Here is a 21699-nt window from a genome sequence, read left to right on the forward strand (position 1 = left end):
GGTTATGAACGCGAAGAAAGAATCTCGTCTCCGTCGTGCCCGCCGCGCTCGCGCCAAGATCCGCGAGCTGGGCGTGTATCGCCTGTGCGTCAACCGTACCCCGCGACACATCTACGCGCAGATTATCTCGCCGGATGGTGGCAAAGTGTTGGCCAGTGCATCTACGCTGGACAAGGCACTGCGCGAGGGTGCGACCGGTAATTCAGACGCGGCCTCTAAGGTCGGCGCTCTGATTGCTGAACGCGCTAAAGAAGCAGGCATCACCCAGGTGGCCTTCGACCGTGCTGGCTTTAAGTATCACGGTCGCGTTAAGGCTCTGGCCGACGCCGCTCGTGAAGGCGGCCTGGAATTCTAAAGGGTTTTACGATGGCGAAGAACGAACAGCAAAGCGGTGATCTGCAAGAGAAGTTAGTGCAGGTCAACCGCGTCGCCAAGGTGGTCAAAGGTGGTCGTATTTTCGGCTTCACCGCGCTGACCGTCGTTGGTGATGGTAAAGGTCGTGTCGGTTTTGGTCGTGGCAAGGCGCGTGAAGTGCCGGTCGCGATCCAGAAAGCGATGGACCAAGCTCGTCGCAACATGGTCAAGGTTAACCTTGCTGGCCACACGCTGCAGTATCCGGTGAAAGCCCGTCACGGTGCTTCTAAGGTCTACATGCAGCCGGCTTCTGAGGGTACCGGAATCATCGCTGGTGGTGCTATGCGCTCTGTACTAGAGCTTGCTGGTGTCCACGATGTACTGGCCAAGTGCTACGGTTCCACCAACCCGGTTAACGTGGTTCGAGCGACTGTTAAAGGTCTCTCCGCCATGCAAGCACCGGAAGACATCGCCGCTAAACGCGGTCTGTCTGTCGACGCGATCACGGGGTAAGACACCATGGCAGCAACGATCAAGGTTACCCAGATCCGCAGCACCATCGGCGTTTTGCCCAAGCACAAGGCTACTATGAAGGGCCTGGGTCTACGTCGCATCGGTCACTCGGTTGAACTGGAAGACACCCCTGCCGTACGCGGCATGATTCACAAGGTTAATTACCTTGTGCGCGTTGAGGGAGAGTAATCCATGAAACTCAATACCCTGAGTCCGGCACCGGGCTCCAAACACGCTGAAAAGCGCGTTGGCCGTGGTATCGGCTCCGGTCTTGGTAAGACCGGTGGCCGTGGCCACAAAGGTCAGAAATCACGCAGTGGCGGTAGCGTCAAGCCTGGTTTCGAAGGCGGTCAGATGCCGTTGCAGCGCCGTTTGCCGAAGTTTGGCTTTACGTCCGCTAAGTCACTGGTATCTGAAGAAGTACGCCTGGCTGAGCTTGCTAAAGTTGCCGGTGGCGAAGTCACCATGGCATCTTTGAAAGAAGCCAACGTGCTGAAGGATGCTACGCTACACGCGAAGATCATCCTTTCTGGCGAACTGAAAACAGCGGTTACCGTTCGCGGAATCAAGGTCACCAAAGGTGCCCGTGAAGCGATCGAAGCCGCTGGCGGCAAGGTAGAGGACTAAATGGCCAAGTCAGGAAATATGCCGGCGATGGGCAGCGGTCTGAGTGAACTGTGGGCGCGTTTGCGCTTCGTGCTCCTCGCCATCGTGGTGTACCGTATCGGTGCCCACATTCCCGTTCCCGGTATCAATCCTGACCAGCTTGCTGCCTTGTTTAGGGAGCAACAGGGCACCATCCTGGGCATGTTTAACATGTTCTCGGGTGGCGCCCTGGAGCGTATGAGTGTCCTCGCCTTGGGCATTATGCCTTACATCTCGGCGTCGATTATCATGCAGCTCATGACTGCGGTCTCCCCTCATCTTGAACAGCTCAAGAAAGAGGGTGAGGCCGGCCGCCGCAAGATTAGCCAGTACACCCGCTACGGCACGGTGTTGCTGGCATTTGTCCAGGCTACCGGTATGTCCGTCGGTCTGGCTAGCCAAGGCATCGCGTACAGCGCTGACTTCAGCTTCTATTTCACTGCCATCATCACGTTTGTGTCGGGTGCGGTGTTTATGATGTGGCTAGGTGAGCAGATCACCGAGAAGGGCATTGGCAACGGTATTTCGTTGCTGATCTTCGCGGGTATCGTCGCCGGGCTGCCCAGTGCCGTGGGGCAAGCGTTTGAGCTTGCTCGTAACGAAGGGGCCTGGAATGTTCTTCCGCTGTTAGCGCTGTCAGTGCTAGGTATTGCCACTGTTGCCTTCGTGGTGTTCATCGAGCGCGGTCAACGTCGACTCAAGGTGAACTACCCGCGACGTCAGGTGGGCAATAAGATGTATGCAGGCCAAAGCAGCTACCTGCCCTTGAAAGTGAATATGGCTGGCGTTATACCAGCAATTTTTGCTTCCAGTATTCTACTTTTCCCGGCCTCAATTGGTCAGTGGGTAGGCGCTGGTGAAGGGATGGAGTGGTTGCAGCGTGCATCACAAGCGTTGGGCCCTGGTCAACCGCTTTACATCTTGCTTTTTGGCGCGGCGGTGGTATTCTTCTGCTTCTTTTACACAGCGCTGGTCTTCAACCCCAAGGATGTGGCTGACAATCTTAAAAAGTCAGGCGCTTTCCTGCCGGGCATTCGCCCCGGCGAGCAGACCGCTCGCTATATCGACAAAGTGATGACACGTCTTACTTTGTTCGGTGCCTTGTATATCACTGCGGTTTCCTTGATGCCCCAGTTCTTGATCGTAGCGTGGAACGTACCGTTCTTCTTCGGCGGGACGTCGCTACTGATCGTAGTTGTGGTCATCATGGACTTCATGGCCCAGGTGCAGTCGCATCTCATGTCGCATCAATATGACTCAGTGATGAAGAAGTCCAACCTGAAAGGCTACGGTAGCGGCGGCATCATGCGCTGAGGCGCCGCCTTACTTATTGGCGTGTCGCGAGCCGTTTTTGGAGAAAGAACGATGAAAGTTCGAGCTTCCGTAAAGAAGATGTGCCGTAACTGTAAGATCATTCGTCGCAATGGCGCTGTCCGCGTTATTTGCATCGAACCGCGGCACAAACAGCGTCAGGGCTAATCCTGAGTTGTTTTAAGCGGGTGCCGGCATACCCCTTGCCTTAGGGCTTTTAAAGGGGTATGCTGTTGCGCCTTTTGTAGATGAATAAACGAGCAAGCCGCTCAAATTTCGGAGTAAGCTGATGGCCCGTATTGCAGGCGTCAATATCCCGGACAACAAGCATGCGGCGATCTCGCTGACCTATATCTTCGGGATTGGCCGTACTCGTGCACAGCACCTTTGTGCTGCTGCCGGTATTGCGCCGACTACCAAGATCCAGGAGCTGTCTAGCGAAGAGCTGGATACCCTGCGTTCTGAAGTTGGTAAGTACACCGTAGAAGGCGACCTTCGTCGTGATGTCACGCTTAACATTAAGCGTCTCATGGACTTAGGCTGCTACCGTGGTCTGCGTCATCGTCGTAGTCTTCCGCTGCGTGGTCAGCGGACTAAGACTAACGCGCGTACCCGTAAGGGCCCGCGTAAGCCGATCCGCAAATAACACGCAGGCTCTTTAATAGAGAGCTGACGTTAAGACAGGAATAGACATCAACATGGCTAACCCGCGTAGTAACCGTAAAAAGGTTAAAAAGCAGGTAGTGGACGCCGTAGCGCACATCCATGCCTCTTTTAACAACACGATCGTGACGATCACAGACCGCCAGGGCAACGCTCTTTCTTGGGCGACAGCCGGTGGTTCGGGTTTTCGTGGTTCTCGCAAGAGCACCCCGTTCGCTGCTCAAGTGGCAAGCGAACGTGCAGCAACTGCTGCAGCCGAGTATGGTGTGAAAAACGTAGACGTACTGGTTAAAGGCCCAGGTCCCGGTCGTGAATCCGCCGTGCGCGCACTGAATGCCGCCGGCTTCCGCGTGCAAAGCATCGTAGACGCGACGCCCATTCCCCATAATGGCTGCCGTCCGCCTAAGAAACGCCGCGTTTAAGGAGACAGATTCATGGCTCGTTATATTGGACCGAAGTGCAAACTGTCTCGTCGTGAAGGCACAGACCTCTTTTTAAAGAGTGGTGTGACTCCCTTCGAGAAAAAGTGTAAATCCGAGCAAATCCCGGGTGTACACGGCCAGCGTCGTCAGCGTCTTTCCGACTACGGCTTGCAGCTTCGCGAGAAGCAAAAAGTACGCCGTATGTATGGCGTACTCGAAAAGCAGTTCCGCAACTACTACAAAGAAGCCGCTCGCCTGAAAGGTGCGACGGGTGAAGTATTGTTGCAGTTGCTTGAATCCCGACTGGATAACGTCGTCTACCGCATGGGCTTCGGCTCGACTCGCTCTGAAGCGCGTCAGCTGGTCAGCCACAAGGCGATTTCCGTGAACGGCCGCACCGTTAACGTAGCTTCTTACCAAGTGAAGCCAGGTGACGTTGTTTCTGTTCGCGAAAAGGCGAAGAATCAAGCGCGTATTCAACTCTCGTTGACCATTGCGGCCAACCGTGGCGACATCGCTTGGATCGAAATCGACACCAAGAAGATGGAAGGCACTTTCAAGGCTCTGCCTGAACGCGGTGACCTGACTGCCGACATCAACGAAAACCTGATCGTCGAGCTGTACTCCAAGTAAGCAGTCTGATTTTTATTTCTGCTTCTTGAGGCCTGGGCGGGATAGCAAAGCTAACCGCCCAGATGCTCTTGAGTATCGTGCTTTAGAGTACTCAGTATCCGTTTGGCAGCCTGAAGAAAGGTGTTCATATGCAGCGTTCAGTGACAGAGTTTCTTCGTCCCCGCGACATCAAGGTCGAAGAAATCAGCGCACATCATGCCAAGATCGTTCTCGAACCATTCGAGCGCGGCTTTGGTCACACCCTGGGGAATGCACTTCGTCGCATTCTGCTTTCGTCCATGCCCGGCGCTGCCGTGGTAGAGGCTGAAATCGCCGGTGTCGAGCACGAATATAGTGCGCTCGAAGGGGTGCAGGAAGATGTCATCGAAATCCTCCTGAACTTGAAAGATGTTGCGATTAAGATGCACAGCCGCGATGAGGCGGTGCTCTCGCTGAACAAGCAGGGCCCAGCCGTCGTCACCGCTGGCGACATTGCGCTTGATCATAGCGTCGAAATCGTCAACCCGGACCACATCATTGCGCATGTTAATGAAGGCGCCGAGCTGAAAATTCAGCTTAAGGTCGCGCTGGGTCGTGGTTATGAGCCGGCTGACGCTCGTGGCTCTGATGAAGAGACACGTGCTATTGGCCGCCTGCAGCTGGATGCCACCTTCAGCCCTGTCCGCCGTGTTTCCTACTCGGTTGAGGCCGCTCGTGTAGAGCAGCGCACCGATCTCGATAAGCTTATTATCGATCTGGAGACCGACGGTACCTTGGATCCGGAAGAGGCTATCCGTCGCAGTGCGACCATTCTGCAAGAGCAGCTGGCCGCCTTCGTCGACCTGGAAGCTGATAAAGAGCAGGAAGTCGAAGAGGAAGAGGATCATGTTGATCCTATCCTATTGCGCCCCGTAGACGATCTTGAGTTGACCGTTCGCAGCGCTAACTGCCTAAAAGCCGAGAATATTTATTACATCGGAGATCTGATCCAGCGCACTGAAGTTGAGCTGCTGAAGACCCCGAACCTCGGTAAAAAGTCTTTGAATGAAATCAAAGATGTATTGGCGGCGCGCGGCCTGTCCCTGGGTATGCGGCTGGAAAATTGGCCACCCGCTAGCCTGAAGGACGACAAAGCCTCCGCGTAAGCGTCGACTTGAGTCCCAGTTTGGTAAGGAATTACAACCATGCGTCATCGTAAGAGTGGTCGTCATCTGAATCGTACCAGCTCGCATCGTCAGGCCATGTTCAAGAACATGTCTGTCTCGCTGGTCGAGCATGAAGTCATTAAGACAACCCTGCCTAAGGCTAAGGAACTGCGTCGCGTTATCGAGCCGCTGATCACCCTAGCCAAGCAGGATAGCGTTGCAAACCGTCGTTTGGCGTTTTCCCGCACGCGCTCTAAAGAAGCCGTCGGCAAACTGTTCAACGAGCTAGGTCCGCGTTACGCCGAGCGTCCGGGTGGTTACATCCGCATTCTCAAGTGCGGTTTCCGCACCGGCGACAACGCGCCCATGGCGTATGTTGAGCTAGTTGATCGTCCGGTTGCTGAAGAAGAAGCGGTTGCAGAGTAAGTTTCTGTACCCTTTTTCGAGCATAAATGAAAACCGACCCTAGCGGGTCGGTTTTTTTATGTCTGCTGTTTTTATAGTTAACCTATATACTCTTTTTAGAAGCATCATTTTACCAAGTAAGCGTGCTAGCCTTTTGAGGGGCAAGCGGGCTGCTATTGAGTGTTCACATACGTCTAATAAGCAAGGGGCATGTATGGCCACAATAGGAATATACGCAAGGGGTGTGGCGCTTTGGTGGGTGCCGCTTACGCTCTCTTTGCTGATGCTGGGGGCGTTTACCCAGGCTCAAGCCAATCCGCGCTACGCCGGTATTGTGGTGGATCTGGAAAATGGTGAAGTACTGTATGCAGAAAATGCTGACGAAAGACGCTACCCGGCATCACTGACCAAGATGATGACGCTTTACCTGTTGTTTGAAGCACTGGAAAAGGGTGAGCTTACTCTAGACCAAGCGTTGCCCGTTTCGGCGCAGGCTGCTGCGATGCCGGCCACTAAGCTCTGGCTGGCGGCAGGTAGCTCGATTCCTGTGGATAGCGCGATCCGTGCATTAGCTGTGCGTTCAGCTAACGATGTTGCGGTGGTAGTTGCTGAGGCGCTTGGTGGTAGCGAGCAGCGCTTCGGTCATTTAATGACTGCAAAAGCCCGTGAGCTGGGTATGAATTCGACCACCTTTCGCAATGCTTCCGGTTTGCCGGATGACCAACAAATTACCACCGCGCGGGATATGGTGACGCTATCTGTGCGAGTAATGCAGGATTTCCCTCAGTATTACCACTATTTTGGCCTTCAAGAATTTACTTACCGGGGAACGCGGCATACCAGCCATAATCGGTTAGTGCGTAACTATCCTGGAGCCGATGGTCTTAAAACAGGTTTTATTCGCGCCTCAGGTTTCAACGTGGCCACGACTGCCGTAAATAACAACCGGCGCTTGGTAGGCATTGTGATGGGCGGTTTTACGGGGGCGTCCCGTGATACTCATATGGCGAACCTGTTAGATCGCAGCTTTAGCCGTGCAGCACTGCGTGACCATGGTACATGGTTAGCCAATACCGATATCTCCCGTGAGTTTATGACGTTTCCAGGGTTAGCTCAGCCCATCAATCAGCCTGCAGCTCCTAGCCAGCCTATGCTTGCTAACGTCGCGACGACGCTGTCTCCTGCGCGAACGGCAGCAGTGGCAGTAGAAGAGCAGCTTTCCCGTTCGTCAGAGCAGAGCACTGATACCCCCGCCTCGGCACAGCCAGATCCATTGCAAGCGTTTATTGAGCGAGAGCGTGTGATGGCTACGGTTGCACCGGCGGCAGAGCAAGCTTCAGGTGGTGTTTGGGGTATTCAAGTAGGTGCCTTTAGCCAAGCATCTCACGCTGAACAGCTTGCTCACCAAGCGGCGCAACGCTTACCTAACAGCGTCGGTGGCCGTGTGCTAATTGACACCTTAGAGGGTCAGACACCGGTATTTCGTGCCCGTGTAGTGGCGTTAGATGAAGGAGGGGCAAGGCAAGCTTGTCAATCGCTTCAAGCTCAGGGCATGGACTGCATGGTGGTGAACGCTAGTTTGTAATCGCACTGATGACATACTGCCCCGCCAACCCTGTGTTGGCGGGTTTTTTTTGGTTAGTGGCTACCCAGAGCCCGATGAACTGAGGAGGCGCAAATGACAACATCGTTAAAAGGCATACTCTGCATGTGCCTGGGAGTACTGTTTTTAGCACTGGGCGATGCTGTCTCAAAATGGCTTGGCGAAGTGCACTCGCCGCTGCAGATCATTTTCTTTCGTACGCTGGTATCGTTACCGCTGATTGCGTTGATGGCCTACTTCGCTGGTGGGCTACGAAAGTTAAGCACGAAGCGACCAGGCGTGCACTTGGTGCGAGGGCTTATCTACACCGCGACGATGATCTTTTTCGTCTGGGGGCTTATCTTGCTACCTCTGGCGGAAGCGACGGCCATCGCCTTTGTTGCACCGCTTTTTGTCACGCTGCTGTCGGTGCCACTGCTGGGTGAACGTATTGACACACCTGTGCTGATCGCCTCGCTGGTAGGTTTTGTGGGCGTGCTGATTGTGGTGCGCCCGGGGGGCGATGCGTTCCAACTAGGCACGCTAACGCTATTGGGGGCCGCTTTCTTTTATGCCCTTATGATGATTACGGCGCGCCGTTATGGTGCCAGAGAGCACCTTTGGGCAATGGTGTTCTATATGACATTAGTGCCCTTTGTTATTACGGCGGTCAGTTTACCCTGGGTGTGGCAAACGCCGCAGCCGTGGCACTGGCTTGGGTTTTTAGCGGCCGGGGTACTGGGTATTGGCGCCACTGCGTTTATTACGTTGGCGTTCCGCTTCGCACCCGCGGCCATCGCTGCACCGTTTGATTACACCGCGATGCTTTGGGCGGTTCTGCTGGGTTGGTGGTTCTGGGGCGAGCTACCGGACCTGTGGGTGTGGGTAGGCAGTGCGCTGATTATGGGCAGTGGTTTGGCGATTGCTTACCATGACCGGCGCACAACGCTAAAGCGCCGTCCAAGCGCTTAAATAGCGCTGGTTGCCGCTACTTTTTGATCCAGGTCATCAAAGCAGAGAGCTGAACAAGACAGTACGTTTGGGCTGTTTATAATCCGGCCCTTTCAACCTGTGCGCTTTGGTGATTGCTGACGCGCCACGGGCCATCGTCCTGATAACGGTGACTGTTTATGCAAGCCCCAGAACTGCTTTCCCCTGCTGGTACCTTTAATAATATGCGTTACGCTTTCGCCTACGGGGCAGATGCGGTATACGCTGGCCAACCGCGTTATTCGCTGCGTGTGCGAAACAATGATTTTAAGGTCGATAATCTGCACCGTGGCATCGAATATGCCCATGCACGCGGTAAGCAGTTTTATGTGGCGTCCAACATTGCGCCCCATAACAGCAAGTTAAAAACCTACCTGCGGGATATGGAGCCGGTGATTGAAGCACGGCCGGATGCGCTGATTATGTCGGACCCAGGTTTGATCATGATGGTGCGTGATCGCTGGCCGGAACAAGAGATCCATCTCTCAGTACAATCCAACGTTGTAAATTGGGCGGCCGCTAAGTTTTGGCAGCGTCAGGGCATTAGCCGGATTATTTTATCCCGCGAGCTCTCCCTTGAAGAGATTGGTGAAATACGTGCTGAGTGCCCGGACCTAGAGATCGAAACCTTTGTCCATGGAGCGCTCTGTATTGCTTATTCAGGCCGTTGCCTGCTCTCAGGTTATTTTAATCACCGTGACCCTAACCAAGGCACCTGCACCAATGCGTGTCGTTGGAAATACAACACCGTCGCCGCCACTCACGACGAGACGGGCGATTTGGTGCCTGCCAATCCGGGGATGACGGCAACGGCGAATGATCAAGATGAGTTGTCGGCGTTGATTGAAGATGTGACACGCCCAGGCAAGCTGATGCCCGTTTATGAAGATGAGCACGGCACGTACATTATGAACTCGAAAGACCTGCGCGCCGTTCAGCACGTAGCACGGCTAGCAGAGATGGGTGTCTCATCGCTCAAGATTGAAGGGCGTACTAAATCCTACTATTACGTCGCGCGGACGGCCCAGGTCTACCGCCAGGCCATTGATGACGCCGTCGCCGGGCGGCCCTTTAATATGGGGCTAATGGATGAACTTGAGAACCTAGCCAATCGGGGCTACACCGAGGGGTTCTATCGCCGCCATGTACACGATGAGTTCCAGAGCTATGAGCAAGGCAGTTCCATCGGTGTGCACCAGCAGTTTGTAGGCGACGTCCTCGGCTACGATGCATCACGGGAAATGCTTGATATAGAAGTTAAGAACCGCTTTGAAGCAGGCGACAGCATGGAGCTAATGCTGCCCGGTGGCAATCGCCGTTTTGCGCTTGAGTACATAGAGAACCAGCGCGGCGAAGGCTTGCGTGCTGCCCCCGGCTCTGGGCACCGGGTTCGTATCCCGGTACCTGGGGCTGACATTCAGCCTGGGCAGCTTGAGTTTGCCTTGCTAATGCGCGATCTCAAGCCAGCGGCGTCTATTCCCGCTGTTCAGCTAGGAATGCCTGCTTCCTGAGTCTGCTCCACCGCTGAAAACGCCTGCGCCGCCTGGCGCGGGTATGGCTGACCACAGATGGCTGAAATCACCGCAAGGCCATTGGCGCCTGCGGTTTTAGCGTGCGCTGCGTGCTCAGCCTTTAGACCACCAATCGCCACGCTGGGCAGCGGGCAAACCTCAGCCAACTGTGCCAGTCCATCAAAGCCAATCGGTTGAGCGTGGTCTTGCTTGCTACCTGTGGCAAATACAGGCCCTAAGCCTACATAGTCCAGTAGCTCAACCGGGACGGCCTTGAGCTGGGAAAGTGTGTTAATAGAGAGGCCGATAATGGCATTAGGGCCTAGCGCTTGGCGGGCTTCCTGCACCGCCGTATCGCTTTGGCCCACGTGCAGGCCATCGGCGTTGCTCTCTATGGCTACGTTAAGGCGGTCGTTAATAATCAGCGGCACGCCGCTTCCCGCAAGCAGTGTTTTCAGGCGTTTCGCCTGGGCAATCATCTGCGCGTCGCTGGCGTGCTTGTCGCGTAGCTGCACGATAGTGACTCCGCCCTGCACCGCGGCCGCTACTGTCTGCTCTAGGCCAAAAGAGGCGCAAAGGTTCGCGTCGGTTACCAAGTAAAGCGAGAGATCAAACGGCATGCACTGCCTCCAGTTGGGCAAAGGTAGAAAGGTCATTGGGGGTGAGTTGATACAGCGCATCTAATAGCGCGACTTGAAAGCTGCCAGGGCCGGTGGCATGTTCTCCCGCTCGGCTACCTGCCAGGGCAAAGCAGGCTAGCGCGGCGATGCTTGCTTCAAAAGGGCGCTCACGATTTGACGCTACAAAGCCTGCTACCAAGGCGCTTAGGCCACACCCTAGGGTGGTTACTTTAGGCATCAGCGCATGGCCACCTGTGAGGCGATAGTGGTGGTGGCCGTTGGTCACAAAGTCCTCTAGGCCGGTCATCGCCACTACACAGCCATGGCGTTGAGCAAGCGCAATAGCCCCGGTAAAAGCGTCTTGGGTAGAGGCGGTGGCATCTACCCCGCGCCCTTGGCCAGCTAATCCTCCAAGCGCCAGGATCTCTGACGCATTGCCACGAATCACCGTCGGCTGGTAGGTGAGTAACTCAGCACATAGCGTTTGGCGAAAGCGTGTGGCACCCACGGCAACTGGATCTAATACCCACGGGATGTCTTGGAGATGGGCCGTTTTCGCAGCCACTAGCATGGCGTCCGCCCAGGTAGAGGAGATAGTGCCTATATTGATTGATAGCGCGCCAGCAATCGCCGTAAAGTCGGCGACTTCTTCAACGGCGTGAAGCATGGCAGGTGATGCGCCGGCGGCGAGCAGTATGTTGGCGGTGCTGTTCATCGCCACATAGTTGGTTATGCAGTGCACTAGCGGCGTAGAGGAACGCAGCGCTTCAAGATAACCGCCTAGGGGGTAATCGCTCAAGGAGCGTGAGGTCATAGCATCCTCCCGGCAGGGAGGTGGTGTAGAGGCACCACGACTCCCTACGCCGGTGTTATTCGGTTCAGGTTCAAAGGGTGCTTCTCAGCCGTCATAACGGCGCCCCTGTCGTGGGGCCTACTATCCTTGGCTTAAACGGATCTGTAAAGCTTTGGGTTGCCGGAAGTGCTTTCCAAAAACGGGCAGCTACGAGACTAGCTAAGTACGTGACTACCGAAAGGAAATACGCGTTCCATAGGTAAGCATCTCGTCCGGCGTTATCGCTTTGCCTTCCACACCGATCATCTCATCGCCGCACTGGTCGGCAAAGGTAAGCACACCATGTGTTAGCCCTAGTTGGCCAAGGGCATCGCGGATTTCACCGGTGCCCATAAAAGTGCTGACGTGACCTTCACTGTTGCATAAATCAGAGACGCCATTAGCGTGATGAAAGCGTACTTTGTAGATACCATCCATCGACTCGACTTCCACTATCGGTGAAAAGCCGTTTTGCAGCACATGAGACAGCTGCTTCAGCGTTAGTCGGTCGCCCAGGGTCATATCGATTGCAGTCATGACAAGCTCCAGATTGACCCCGCTCGCGGGTCATCTAACGGTTGTTAAAGAGAAAGTTAGTCGTCTCTAAAGAGTCCGGTTTAGACTCGTTTTGTAAAGCATTTGATACGCAAGTGTAGAAGATTTGCATAAAATTTCCAGTCACTATATATCGATTGTACGGCTTTGTGGTTAACGCACTGCGTCCAGAGCATGCTGCTGAAGCTTAATCAGCGGAATAATTTCTAGCGTCCGCTCATGGGTGCTTGAAAGAATCACCGGTGGCGCAAGACCCACCTGAGCGGCTTCGGCCCAGCGGTGGGCGCAGAGGCACCAGCGGTCGCCGGGGGTCAAACCGGGAAATTTATGCTCAGGGCGAGGGGTGATTAAGTCGTTACCTTGAGCACGTGAGAAAGCTAAAAACTCTTCTGTCACCATGGCGCACACTGAGTGAACGCCTGCATCATCGGCCCCCACGCGGCAAAAACCATCGCGGTAGAACCCAGTTTTAGGAGAGTGGCAGCAGGGAGTTAGCGGCTCACCCAGTACATTACGGTCACGGGACATGCGGTCTCCTTTGGTAAAGGCTAGAATTCGCTAAATGCTGCCTTCATAAAGTATCGTTGAGGTAGAAAAGCGCTTTATGAGGTGATGATATTCAGCACTCTAAAGCCTTGTGCAAAGTAACCGCTTCGTCAAAGTATTTACGCCCCTCTAGGGTATTTTGTATTGGTTAATTCAGCCGCAGGAGAGACCCATGTCGTTTAAAGGTGAACAGCACCCAGGGGTTGCCCCCGTCGCACCGCAAACCCAAGGGTTTTGCTTAAATCACACCATGCTGCGGGTGAAAGACCCCGAGCGTGCTCTGGCGTTTTACTCGAAGGTATTTGGTATGCAGGTATTAAGGCGCCTGGACTTTGAGGAGATGCAGTTTTCGCTCTATTTTCTAGGTAATGTGGCCGCGGGGGATAACGTACCCGAAGAGACCCAGGCGCGTACCGCCTGGACATTCAGCCAAAAAGGCCTGCTAGAGCTAACTCATAACTGGGGCACCGAAAACCAGCAAGATTTTGCTTATCACGATGGCAATGCAGAGCCGCAAGGTTTTGGGCATATCTGTTTTAACGTACCGAATTTGGAAGCCGCCCAAGCATGGTTTGACGAGCATAACGTTACCTTTGTTAAGCGTGCCGACCAGGGCAAAATGAAGGACGTTATTTTCGTCAAAGACGCAGATGGCTACTGGATTGAAGTGATTCAGGCAGACCGCATGGCGGCGATGGGCGACTAATATGGCCCATTTGTTATTTCGGCTACGACACGTAACGGATGAAGAGGCGCTGGAAGTTCGCCAACTACTGGATGAACGCGGCTTTGACATCTACGAAACCCAGGCGGGGTTTTTTCGCCTGGGGGTAGATGCCATCTGGCTTCGCAACCCCCACCAACGTGAAGCGGCAGAGGCAGCGTTGGCAGAGTACCAGGCTGAACGCCAAGTGAAGGCTCGGCAAGCGTATGATGATGCCGCTGCCAGGGGAGAAGCGCCAACGCTATGGCGGCGCTTGGCCGCGCATCCGTTTCAAGTGTTGCTGGTTATGGTAGCCGTTGTGATGATTATCCTGATCACGCTACTGCCATTTATAGGTTTGATAGACTAACGGCGGCCAAATGGCCGCGTTTTAAATAAAGCTGTGCACCACTGCCGCCTGCTTTAAGTTGAAGTGCGGCGCCAGCGGGGTAGCGGCACCAGCTGCCTGCAGGGTACTCGGTGCTGCTTTCCCACAGCGACCCTTCCAGTACAAAGAGCTCTAACCCGCCGCTAAGAGTAGGGTAGGAGACTGTTACGTCGGCTTCCCAGCGCTCCAGGCTTACCCGCTCTGGGCCATACTGTTCTGAGTGGTAGGTATGCAGCATTTTGTAAGTAAGGCCAGCGCGGCGGTCAGGCTGCCAGGGCAAGCGGTGGGCGGGGACGGCAAGTTGCAGAAGGTCATCTTTATCAAATTGATGCAGCTTAACCAGAATTAACGCGCCTTCGTTGCCAATCTGGGGTGTATGCCCAGTACCAATCGGGTTGCGCAAATAGCTGCCAGCGGGGTAGCGGCCATGCTCATCGGCAAATACCCCCTCAAGCACCAAGATTTCCTCACCGCCGCCATGGGTGTGATGGCTAAACTGGCTGTTGGGCGCGTAGCGCACTAGGCTGGTAGCCCTGGCTACTTCATCGCCAACGCGGTCTAACATCATCCGTTCCACGCCCGCGCTGGGAGACGCTACCCAACGATATTCTTCCGGCGTAACACAGGCAAAGTGGCTAAAATCGGCGTTCAGGCGCATGGTAAGGGCTCTTTGCTGGGGTGAAGACGAGGGATTACTGACAAGTCTCCTTATCCCAGGGCTAAAATGCAATGCAAAAAAAACCGCCTGTTCGGCGGTTTTAAACGTGTGCAGTGACGTTTAGTGACTATGACCATGATGGTCGTGGTCGTGGTCGTGGTCGTGGTCGTGGTCGTGGTCGTGGTCGTGGTCATCATGACCATGATCGTCATGACCCGGCTCGGCCAGCGCATCGTGTAGCACACGCGCATTATGGCGCATCATGCCTAGGTAAGTACGGGCCTCACCTTCCGCTGCCAACGCATCGGCGTAGAGCGTGCCGGCAATAGGTAGGCCAGTCTCTTCGGCTAGCTGAACAATGATCGACTGATTGGTCATGTTCTCATGGAACAACGCTTTAACATTCTCCTGCTCAATCACGTCCACCAGCGCCGCCATGCTGGCACCGCTTGGGTCAGCTTCGGTGGAAAGCCCTACTGGGGAAAGGAAGTTCACCCCATAAGCGCTAGAGAAGTAACCAAACGAGTCGTGACCGGTAATCACACTGGCAGAGGCGGGTATTTCACTAATCAGAGCACGAATCTCAGCATCTGCTTCTGCCATTTCAGCGAGGTACTGTTCGGCATTGGCCTGATAAGTATCGGCGTTAGCGCTATCGGCTTCCATTAAGGCATCACGAATGTTCGCTACATACACCTTAGCTTGCTGCAGATCCTGCCAAGCGTGAGGGTCATCATCGCCATGTTCGTGATCGTGGTGCCCGTGGTCATGGTCGTCATGCCCGTGGTCATGGTCGTCATGACCGTGCCCATGATCATCATGACCGTGGTGGTCGTGCCCATGATCGTCATGACCGTGCTCATCGTGCTCGTTATATGCAAGGGCGTTAATACCCTCGGTGGCGGTTACCAAAACCCCCGAGTAGTCGCTTGCGTCGATCAATCGCTCCATCCAGCCTTCAAACAGCAGGCCATTAAAAACGACCACATCCGCTTCGGCTAATGCGCGGGCATCGCCAGGCCTAGGGGAGTAAACATGGGCATCGCCATCGGGGCCGACCAACGAGGTAACGTTAACGTGCTCGCCACCGACATTTTCGACCATGTCAGCCAAAATAGAGAAACTGGTGACAACGTTAACCCGCTCGTTAGCAATGGCCGCAGGTAGTGCCAGCATTGCGGAGACACCTACGAGCCAGCGCGAGGAAGAGGAAAGCGACATACAACACTCCTTACCATTTTAAGTAATAAACGTGATGGCACCTATTCAAGCGCAAGCGGCGTTGTTTTACGCCGCAGCTTAGCGGCTAAGCTGTGGTAGCGGCCGAACAGTGCCGACAGTAGATAGCCCACCCCTGCCAGCAAAATAATGCTCGGCCCAGAGGGAATATCCAGGTGAAACGAGAGCAGCAGCCCGCCTGTGCTCGCGATCATTGCCAACACAATGGCAATGCCGATCAAGCCCTCTAGGCGCTTGCTCCAAAAACGTGCCGATGTCGCGGGCAGCATCATTAGCCCCACGGCCATCAATGTGCCCAGGGTTTGAAAGCCGGCGGTTAAGTTCAGCACCAGCAGCCCCAAGAACACGCTGTGTACCCAGCCGCTGCGGCCGCTTTGCCCACGTAGGAACAGAGGGTCCAAGCACTCCACCACCAGTGCGCGGAAAATCACTGCCAAGGTCAGTACAATCAGTGTGCTGATCGAAGCAATCAGCACCAGCGCCGTGGAGTTAATCGCCAAAATTGAGCCAAACAGCACGTGGGTTAAATCCACGCTGCTGCCGCCAATCGAGATCAGCATTACCCCAGCGGCCAGCGAGATAATAAAGAAGCTCGCCATGGCAGCGTCTTCCCGCTGCCCGCCCATTTTGGAAACCGCCCCCGCCAGCAGTGCCACCAGCAGCCCAAACAGCACGCCCCCAACGCTCATAATGGGAAGCGAAAAGCCCGCCAGTAGAAAACCTAGCGCCACACCGGGCAGAATGGCATGGGCCATGGCATCGCCAATCAAGCTCATACCGCGCAGCACCAAGAACACCCCAAGGGGCGGGGCCGCTAATGAAAGCGCTAAGCCACCTACCACGGCACGGCGCATAAACCCGTAATCGAAGGGCGCAATAAACCACGCATCAAGCAGTGCCAGCATGATGCCCCCCTAAGGTAAATGGCACCACCTGTGCTGGCGCATGCTGATGGTTAAGCGCACTTGGCGCCATCCAGCGCGCATGCCCACCGTTTAGCATCAGCACCTCATCTGCCAAGCGGCGCAGATGATCCATATCGTGCAGCACCACGATAATCGTAGTGCCGTCGTCGGCCATTTGGCGCAAAATGCGAATCAAAATATCCACCGTATCGCTATCCACGTTGGCAAACGGTTCATCAAGCAGTAGCAGCTCGGCTTCCTGCATGAGGGTGCGGCCAATCAGAGCCCGCTGGCGTTGACCACCGGAAAGCTCGCCTAGCGGCCGATGGGCCAAGTGGGAAATACCCAGCCGTGCCATAATTTCGCGGCCCTTACGATAATGCGCCGCGCAGTAGCCTTTTAACGCCCCGTGGCTTGGCCAGCTGCCGGTCATTACCAGCTCTTCCACACTCATGGGGAAGGTCAGGTCTAGCGCCAACTGCTGAGGCAGCCACGCACGGCGGGCTTTATCAACCGTGCACACTACTTTGCCGCTGGTAGGCCGTAACTCGCCCATAATGGCTTGAATCAGCGTGCTTTTACCGGCGCCATTGGCGCCAATCAGAGCGCTAATCGCGCCGGGTTTAAAATCACCGTCTACATGCTCGAGTACGGTGCGCCCGCCCTGAGCAAGGTGGAGGTCATGCAGTTCCAAGCGTGAAAGGGTGGGCTTGCTCATAATGGCCACCCACCCGCCCAGACCACCAACCCCCACAGCACCAGCAGCGGCAGAACCACTAAGCCAAGCCGTTTGGTGGCGGAAAGTGACATCAGTGAAAAGTGGCAGGGCCCTTCGCGATTATGGCGATGCGTTCGCTCGCTCATGGATGACTCCGTCTACGATTAATAAGTTATAACATAACATTTAGTAAAACAAAAAAGTTTGGCGCGTATTTTACGCGCCCCCACCGTACTGACAATGGCAAATGTGGTAAGAAAAAAGCACTAACGGTAGAGAAATGCCGGTAGAAAAGTGCTAATAGCGCCATGTGGCGCCAATGTGCTGCGGGGAGATAAGCAGTGCGTACTCGCCATTTAGCGTAACAGGCCCTAACGACATGCGGGCAGGCTGAAAGCGGTTAATCGCGCTTGATGCTTGGTTAGGCTGGCTCCAGATTTGCAGCTCGTTGATTAACATGCCGGTAGCAAAATTCACCGCACCGTCCCGCTCGCGGCCATCAGCGGCGATCACGGCCCCGGCAAGGGTGTTGACTACTAGCGAGCTAATGCGCGCCTCAACGCCGCGGCGTGTCCGTTCAGCTTGAGCAAGCTCCAACCCTAACGCCTGTACACCGCTTAGCTCGCCACGTGCTTTTAAACGCTCATACTCAACCAGTGCCGCTTGGTGTGGCTGGCGGTCAGCCAACATGCCACCCAGTGCCAAGGCGGACTTTATAGTGCCCACCCGCGCATCAAAGCGGTCGTCACGGCTATTCGCCTCGCTGGACTGATAAGCATTGACCACTAAGCTCGTCGCGTAAATACCCGTCCAGCCCGCATCCCACCACGTTGCGTGGCGCGCCCCGTTTTCAAATACCTCGTCGTAGGCCGCCCAATCTGCCTGGGTTTGTGAGTGCGCAGGCAGGGCAATCACCAAGGTGGTAACCAAGGTGGCAATAAGACGAAAAGCATGCATGGCGAAAGCCTATAAAGAGAAGCAGTAGCGCTAAGCGTAGCACGGTGTAACCGAAAAATTAGCGTGCAATTAGAGACGGCTAAGTATGACGAGGATCAATGGTTTTATAAGGTAAAGAATGATTAGATGAGAGCGATAAAATAACAAGATCGAGGTTACGGTGACTTATTACCACTATTGGGGTAAAGCGCAGGCCAAAGAAGAGGCTGTCGAGTGCCACTTACTGCCATATCACAGCTTGGATGTGGCAGCCGTGGGTTGGTTGCTGCTTTCTCCAGATAAGCCATTAACTCAGCGTTTGGCGCTTCAATTGAGTTTAAAGCCGGAGCAGCTACGAAATTTGCTGGTGTTTTGGCTTGGGCTGCACGATATCGGTAAGTTCTCCCGAGCTTTTCAGGGGCTTTTTCAACCAACTTCAAGCGTCTCCTTAGTTCCTACCGCTGCGCAATATATCTACAAAGAGCGCCATGACCGCTTAGGCGCAGTGATTTGGGAGGCTAAATGGCTAGACTGGTTTGAAGACGGCACATTGCAGTGGTCAGCTGAGTTGACTCGCACTGATCGCAAGTCCCTACGCGCAGCTCTGCCTATCTTAACTGCGCCTTTTTTTGGTCATCACGGTCAGCCAGTAAGCGCAGGCTCTGTCGATATAGAGATGTTTTTCTGTAGTGATGAGTACGCAGATGATACTGAAGTTGCTCGCCAGTTCATTGCTGACTGGGCTAACGTCGTTCCGCCAGAGTGGCCAATCGAGCAGCTGTTTTCTGAAGAGTGGGTTTATGCCCTGCAGACGCTAAGCTGGACAATCGCCGGATGGGCAACGTTAAGTGATTGGCTAGGCTCGAACCAGGATCATTTCCCCTATCTTCAAGAGCAGCTTCCTCTCGCCGATTATTGGCAAATTGCGTTAAACAATGCTGAAAGCGCGCTGCAAGAAACAGGGTTTAACAAGATTTCTAAGCCCTTGCCTTACGACGGTATGGCTGACTGGTTTGGCAAACAAACCATTACACCAACGCCCTTGCAGCATGCCGCCGAGACAGTAGCACTAACGGATGTGCCGCAACTGTTTATCTTGGAAGATGTCACCGGGTCAGGAAAAACCGAGGCTGCCTGTATTCTTACCCAACGCTTGTTAGCGGCAGGCCATGGTGATGGGCTTTATTTTGCACTGCCTACGATGGCAACTTCCAATGCTATGTATTCGCGGCTGGGTAATTTGCATCGCCGCTTTTATACCGCTGAATCCTCTCCCTCTTTTGTCCTCGCCCACGGTGCGCGTGACTTAAACGACGAGTTTATCGCCGCCGTTGCCGTGCCTCAGCCTACCGATTTGGATTACACCGCTAGCGAATTGTCGGCCACTAGTCGTTGCAATCAATGGCTCGCAGATTCGCGTAAAAAGGCGCTTCTGGCGGAGGTGGGCGTAGGCACCATCGACCAAGCGTTAATGGCCATTTTGCCGTTTCGCCACCAGTCGCTGCGTTTATACGGGCTGGCGCGAAAGGTGCTCGTCATTGATGAGGTGCACGCCTACGACAATTACATGCAAACACTGCTCAGCCAATTGTTGGCCTACCATGCCCGGCAGGGCGGCAGCGCTATTCTGCTAACGGCCACGCTTCCCCGTGCCATGCGCAGTGCCTTAATGGCTGCTTGGCAAAAGGGGCTTGGGCAGCCCGCAACGGAACCACAAAAAGATGACTTTCCGTTACTGACCCATGTGAGCGAAGGGCAGCCTCTGGAGTTGCCACTGGGCTCGCGCAAAGAGGTGTCCAGGAGTGTTGAAGTCGCTTGGCTAACCGAAGAAGAACAGGCGATAGAGGTGGTGCTGGAGGCAGTGGAGGCCGGTGAGTGTATCGCTTGGGTGCGCAATACTGTTGATGACGCTATTCGTGCATTCGAAGCCATCGCCGCCCGCCACCCTGATCCTGAATGCTGCCTGCTGTTTCACAGCCGCTTTGCCATGGTGGATAGGCAGCGCATTGAGTCTCAGGTCATTGAGCGTTTAGGCAAAGACTCAACGCCTGAAATACGTAAGGGTCAAGTGTTGATCAGTACCCAGGTATTTCAGGAGTCTCTCGACTGCGATGTCGATGTGATGATCAGCGATATTGCCCCTATTGACCTACTTATCCAGCGGGCAGGCCGCTTACAGCGCCACCAGCGTGGTGAGCGCTGCCTGCCGCGTCTGCTGGTGCTGTCGCCGCCTTGGGCAGATGATCCCGACGAACATTGGCTTAAGCGAACGCTGCCGGGCACCCAGGCGGTCTATCGCGATACCTCGTTAAGTTGGTTAACGCAGAGGGTATTGTGTCGTTTAGAAGCAATCCGTATGCCCGAAGAGGCGAGAGATCTCATTGAAAGTGTGTATGGCGCTGTATCTGATGATATTCCTGATGCCCTGCAAGCAGCGCGCTACGAACAAAAGGGAATGCAGAAAACGGCAGGCTCAATGGCTAATTTCAACGCGCTCAACCTGGAAGAGGGCTATGTAAAAAGCGATCAGTGGCAGGAAGAACAAGAGATAGGTACACGGCTTATGGATGAGCCTACGGTCAATGTTGTGCTGTTGTTACTCACCGACGATAACGAGCTGGCGCTGTGGGCGGGAGAGCGCCGCCATGCCGATATACTTAGCCAAGTGAAGCTACGCCAAAGCCAGGCAGCCAAGTTGGCAGCGCTGCCAAGCCGCCATGAGAGCCAGTGGCTTACCCTTCAAGAGCGCTATAAAGCATTGAAGTACACCCAGTCTTGGCTGCCTGGTGATGACTCAGATTGTGACTACGACACCCAGTGGGGAGTTAGGTTAGGCAGTAAGGAGCCAGCGCCATGAGGCAATCAATGTTCGCTGGGTTGAAAGCTCATGGCTTCTTCGAAGCTGTACAGGCACTGCTCCGGGAATTCCTGCGGTTCTCGGTCAGTTTCAATCGCAGCGGCACGGCGAGCATCGTCATAAGCTTCGTTCATCAACTCAGGCAGAGATGCCTTCAGGCTAGGGTTATCTTTCAGCAGGCGATTCACCTTGGTTTGAGCGTCCTGAATCGTCAGCCGCCAACTACGCGAACGTCGTTCCGGCTGGTGATCCCATTTCAGCAGGTGCATCAGCAAGCGGGCCAACTGGCTAATCAAGGCGCGTCGCTCGCTTTTGCCCATGCTCTCAATCTCCTCGGCAAGATGCTCCAGATCCAACTTGTCCACTTTTCCAGCGCGCAGAAGCCCCGCCTGTTCAAGCGCCCAGGCATAGGCATCCTGCTCATAATGAATCGCCATTACCCTGATCCTCTTCATCCATGTGACGCAAACGCATGCATCAATAAATGGTTCGACAGTTCTGCAAATGCTTATCTAGGTAAATCCCCGCTCATGCGGGGAACAAGGCTCAATTGCTTACTTGATCTGCCTAGTTTACGGCTCATCCCCGC

At 54.7% G+C, this 21699-nt stretch carries 28 protein-coding genes and 1 riboswitch; of the genes, 17 read left to right on the top strand and 11 right to left on the bottom strand.

Annotated elements, in window-relative coordinates; all coding sequences use genetic code 11:
• Positions 1-4 precede the first annotated feature (4 nt).
• The 14 genes from rplR to yegQ all read left to right on the top strand — a co-directional run bounded on the left by rplR (position 5) and on the right by yegQ (position 10153).
• A complete protein-coding gene (rplR, locus tag P8S54_RS12395; protein ID WP_008959159.1) occupies positions 5-355 on the top strand; it encodes a 50S ribosomal protein L18 in 351 nt (116 codons plus the stop codon).
• 11 nt (positions 356-366) lie between these two features.
• Complete coding sequence (rpsE, locus tag P8S54_RS12400; RefSeq protein ID WP_009099013.1) at positions 367-867, top strand: 30S ribosomal protein S5; 501 nt, start codon at positions 367-369, stop codon at positions 865-867.
• A 6-nt stretch (positions 868-873) separates the two neighbouring features.
• Positions 874-1056, top strand: a complete 183-nt coding sequence (gene rpmD, locus P8S54_RS12405) for a 50S ribosomal protein L30 (RefSeq protein ID WP_087108933.1) — start codon at positions 874-876, stop codon at positions 1054-1056.
• A gap of 3 nt (positions 1057-1059) precedes the next feature.
• Positions 1060-1494: a 50S ribosomal protein L15 gene (gene rplO, locus P8S54_RS12410; RefSeq protein ID WP_009099018.1), complete on the top strand. Its 435-nt coding sequence runs from the start codon at positions 1060-1062 to the stop codon at positions 1492-1494.
• A complete protein-coding gene (gene secY / locus P8S54_RS12415) occupies positions 1495-2826 on the top strand; it encodes a preprotein translocase subunit SecY (protein WP_009099021.1) in 1332 nt (443 codons plus the stop codon).
• Positions 2827-2877: 51 nt separating this feature from the next.
• Complete coding sequence (gene rpmJ, locus P8S54_RS12420; protein WP_009099023.1) at positions 2878-2991, top strand: 50S ribosomal protein L36; 114 nt, start codon at positions 2878-2880, stop codon at positions 2989-2991.
• A gap of 121 nt (positions 2992-3112) precedes the next feature.
• Positions 3113-3469 carry a 30S ribosomal protein S13 gene (gene rpsM / locus P8S54_RS12425; protein WP_009099025.1) on the top strand — a complete coding sequence of 119 codons (357 nt, stop codon included), beginning with the start codon at positions 3113-3115 and terminating at the stop codon, positions 3467-3469.
• A 52-nt stretch (positions 3470-3521) separates the two neighbouring features.
• A complete protein-coding gene (rpsK, locus tag P8S54_RS12430; RefSeq protein ID WP_009099028.1) occupies positions 3522-3908 on the top strand; it encodes a 30S ribosomal protein S11 in 387 nt (128 codons plus the stop codon).
• A gap of 12 nt (positions 3909-3920) precedes the next feature.
• Complete coding sequence (gene rpsD / locus P8S54_RS12435; protein ID WP_009099029.1) at positions 3921-4541, top strand: 30S ribosomal protein S4; 621 nt, start codon at positions 3921-3923, stop codon at positions 4539-4541.
• Between the two features lie 128 nt (positions 4542-4669).
• Positions 4670-5665, top strand: a complete 996-nt coding sequence (gene rpoA, locus P8S54_RS12440) for a DNA-directed RNA polymerase subunit alpha (protein ID WP_009099031.1) — start codon at positions 4670-4672, stop codon at positions 5663-5665.
• 39 nt (positions 5666-5704) lie between these two features.
• Positions 5705-6091: a 50S ribosomal protein L17 gene (gene rplQ / locus P8S54_RS12445; protein WP_009099033.1), complete on the top strand. Its 387-nt coding sequence runs from the start codon at positions 5705-5707 to the stop codon at positions 6089-6091.
• Positions 6092-6353: 262 nt separating this feature from the next.
• A complete protein-coding gene (locus P8S54_RS12450; RefSeq protein ID WP_281444100.1) occupies positions 6354-7655 on the top strand; it encodes a serine hydrolase in 1302 nt (433 codons plus the stop codon).
• A 93-nt stretch (positions 7656-7748) separates the two neighbouring features.
• Entirely contained in the window at positions 7749-8624 is an 876-nt protein-coding gene (locus P8S54_RS12455; protein ID WP_009099037.1) for a DMT family transporter, read from the top strand.
• A gap of 158 nt (positions 8625-8782) precedes the next feature.
• Entirely contained in the window at positions 8783-10153 is a 1371-nt protein-coding gene (yegQ, locus tag P8S54_RS12460; protein WP_281441979.1) for a tRNA 5-hydroxyuridine modification protein YegQ, read from the top strand.
• On the opposite strand, the gene thiE is transcribed toward yegQ, so the two are convergent.
• The 4 genes from thiE to P8S54_RS12480 all read right to left on the bottom strand — a co-directional run bounded on the left by thiE (position 10129) and on the right by P8S54_RS12480 (position 12688).
• Complete coding sequence (gene thiE, locus P8S54_RS12465) at positions 10129-10773, bottom strand: thiamine phosphate synthase (RefSeq protein ID WP_281441980.1); 645 nt, start codon at positions 10771-10773, stop codon at positions 10129-10131. The two genes, yegQ and thiE, sit on opposite strands and share 25 nt — an antisense overlap.
• Positions 10763-11587, bottom strand: a complete 825-nt coding sequence (gene thiM / locus P8S54_RS12470) for a hydroxyethylthiazole kinase (RefSeq protein WP_281441981.1) — start codon at positions 11585-11587, stop codon at positions 10763-10765. The genes thiE and thiM overlap by 11 nt, the downstream gene beginning before the upstream one ends.
• Before the next feature lie 24 nt (positions 11588-11611).
• A riboswitch (TPP riboswitch) is annotated at positions 11612-11704 on the bottom strand.
• A gap of 93 nt (positions 11705-11797) precedes the next feature.
• Positions 11798-12142, bottom strand: coding sequence for a hypothetical protein (locus tag P8S54_RS12475; protein WP_009099045.1), 345 nt, complete (start codon positions 12140-12142; stop codon positions 11798-11800).
• Between the two features lie 171 nt (positions 12143-12313).
• On the bottom strand, positions 12314-12688 hold the full coding sequence (locus tag P8S54_RS12480; RefSeq protein WP_281441982.1) for a DUF2237 domain-containing protein: 375 nt from the start codon (positions 12686-12688) through the stop codon (positions 12314-12316).
• 190 nt (positions 12689-12878) lie between these two features.
• Between P8S54_RS12480 and gloA the strand changes: the two genes are divergently transcribed.
• Positions 12879-13412: a lactoylglutathione lyase gene (gene gloA, locus P8S54_RS12485; RefSeq protein WP_009099049.1), complete on the top strand. Its 534-nt coding sequence runs from the start codon at positions 12879-12881 to the stop codon at positions 13410-13412.
• 1 nt (position 13413) lies between these two features.
• Positions 13414-13779, top strand: coding sequence for a DUF6164 family protein (locus P8S54_RS12490; RefSeq protein ID WP_281441983.1), 366 nt, complete (start codon positions 13414-13416; stop codon positions 13777-13779).
• Here the strand turns inward: P8S54_RS12490 and P8S54_RS12495 are convergent.
• The 6 genes from P8S54_RS12495 to P8S54_RS12520 all read right to left on the bottom strand — a co-directional run bounded on the left by P8S54_RS12495 (position 13760) and on the right by P8S54_RS12520 (position 18274).
• Complete coding sequence (locus P8S54_RS12495) at positions 13760-14455, bottom strand: cupin domain-containing protein (protein WP_281441984.1); 696 nt, start codon at positions 14453-14455, stop codon at positions 13760-13762. The two genes, P8S54_RS12490 and P8S54_RS12495, sit on opposite strands and share 20 nt — an antisense overlap.
• Positions 14456-14575: 120 nt before the next feature.
• Complete coding sequence (locus P8S54_RS12500; protein ID WP_281441985.1) at positions 14576-15676, bottom strand: zinc ABC transporter substrate-binding protein; 1101 nt, start codon at positions 15674-15676, stop codon at positions 14576-14578.
• 41 nt (positions 15677-15717) lie between these two features.
• Entirely contained in the window at positions 15718-16599 is an 882-nt protein-coding gene (locus P8S54_RS12505) for a metal ABC transporter permease (RefSeq protein ID WP_009097025.1), read from the bottom strand.
• The gene (locus tag P8S54_RS12510; protein WP_009097026.1) at positions 16583-17317 is read right to left on the bottom strand and encodes an ABC transporter ATP-binding protein; all 735 of its coding nucleotides are present in this window, start codon (positions 17315-17317) and stop codon (positions 16583-16585) included. Before P8S54_RS12510 ends, P8S54_RS12505 begins: the two co-directional genes overlap by 17 nt.
• Positions 17314-17463, bottom strand: a complete 150-nt coding sequence (locus P8S54_RS12515) for a hypothetical protein (RefSeq protein ID WP_168183922.1) — start codon at positions 17461-17463, stop codon at positions 17314-17316. The genes P8S54_RS12510 and P8S54_RS12515 overlap by 4 nt, the downstream gene beginning before the upstream one ends.
• Positions 17464-17614: 151 nt before the next feature.
• Entirely contained in the window at positions 17615-18274 is a 660-nt protein-coding gene (locus tag P8S54_RS12520) for a hypothetical protein (protein ID WP_281441986.1), read from the bottom strand.
• A 160-nt stretch (positions 18275-18434) separates the two neighbouring features.
• Between P8S54_RS12520 and cas3 the strand changes: the two genes are divergently transcribed.
• Complete coding sequence (gene cas3 / locus P8S54_RS12525) at positions 18435-21110, top strand: CRISPR-associated helicase Cas3' (RefSeq protein ID WP_281441987.1); 2676 nt, start codon at positions 18435-18437, stop codon at positions 21108-21110.
• Positions 21111-21115: 5 nt separating this feature from the next.
• Here cas3 and P8S54_RS12530 read toward each other — a convergent pair whose 3' ends face one another.
• Positions 21116-21547: a DUF29 domain-containing protein gene (locus P8S54_RS12530; RefSeq protein WP_281441988.1), complete on the bottom strand. Its 432-nt coding sequence runs from the start codon at positions 21545-21547 to the stop codon at positions 21116-21118.
• Positions 21548-21699: the final 152 nt, after the last annotated feature.

It is taken from the genome of Halomonas sp. M1 (genome assembly GCF_029581375.1).
Taxonomy (GTDB): Bacteria; Pseudomonadota; Gammaproteobacteria; order Pseudomonadales; family Halomonadaceae; genus Vreelandella.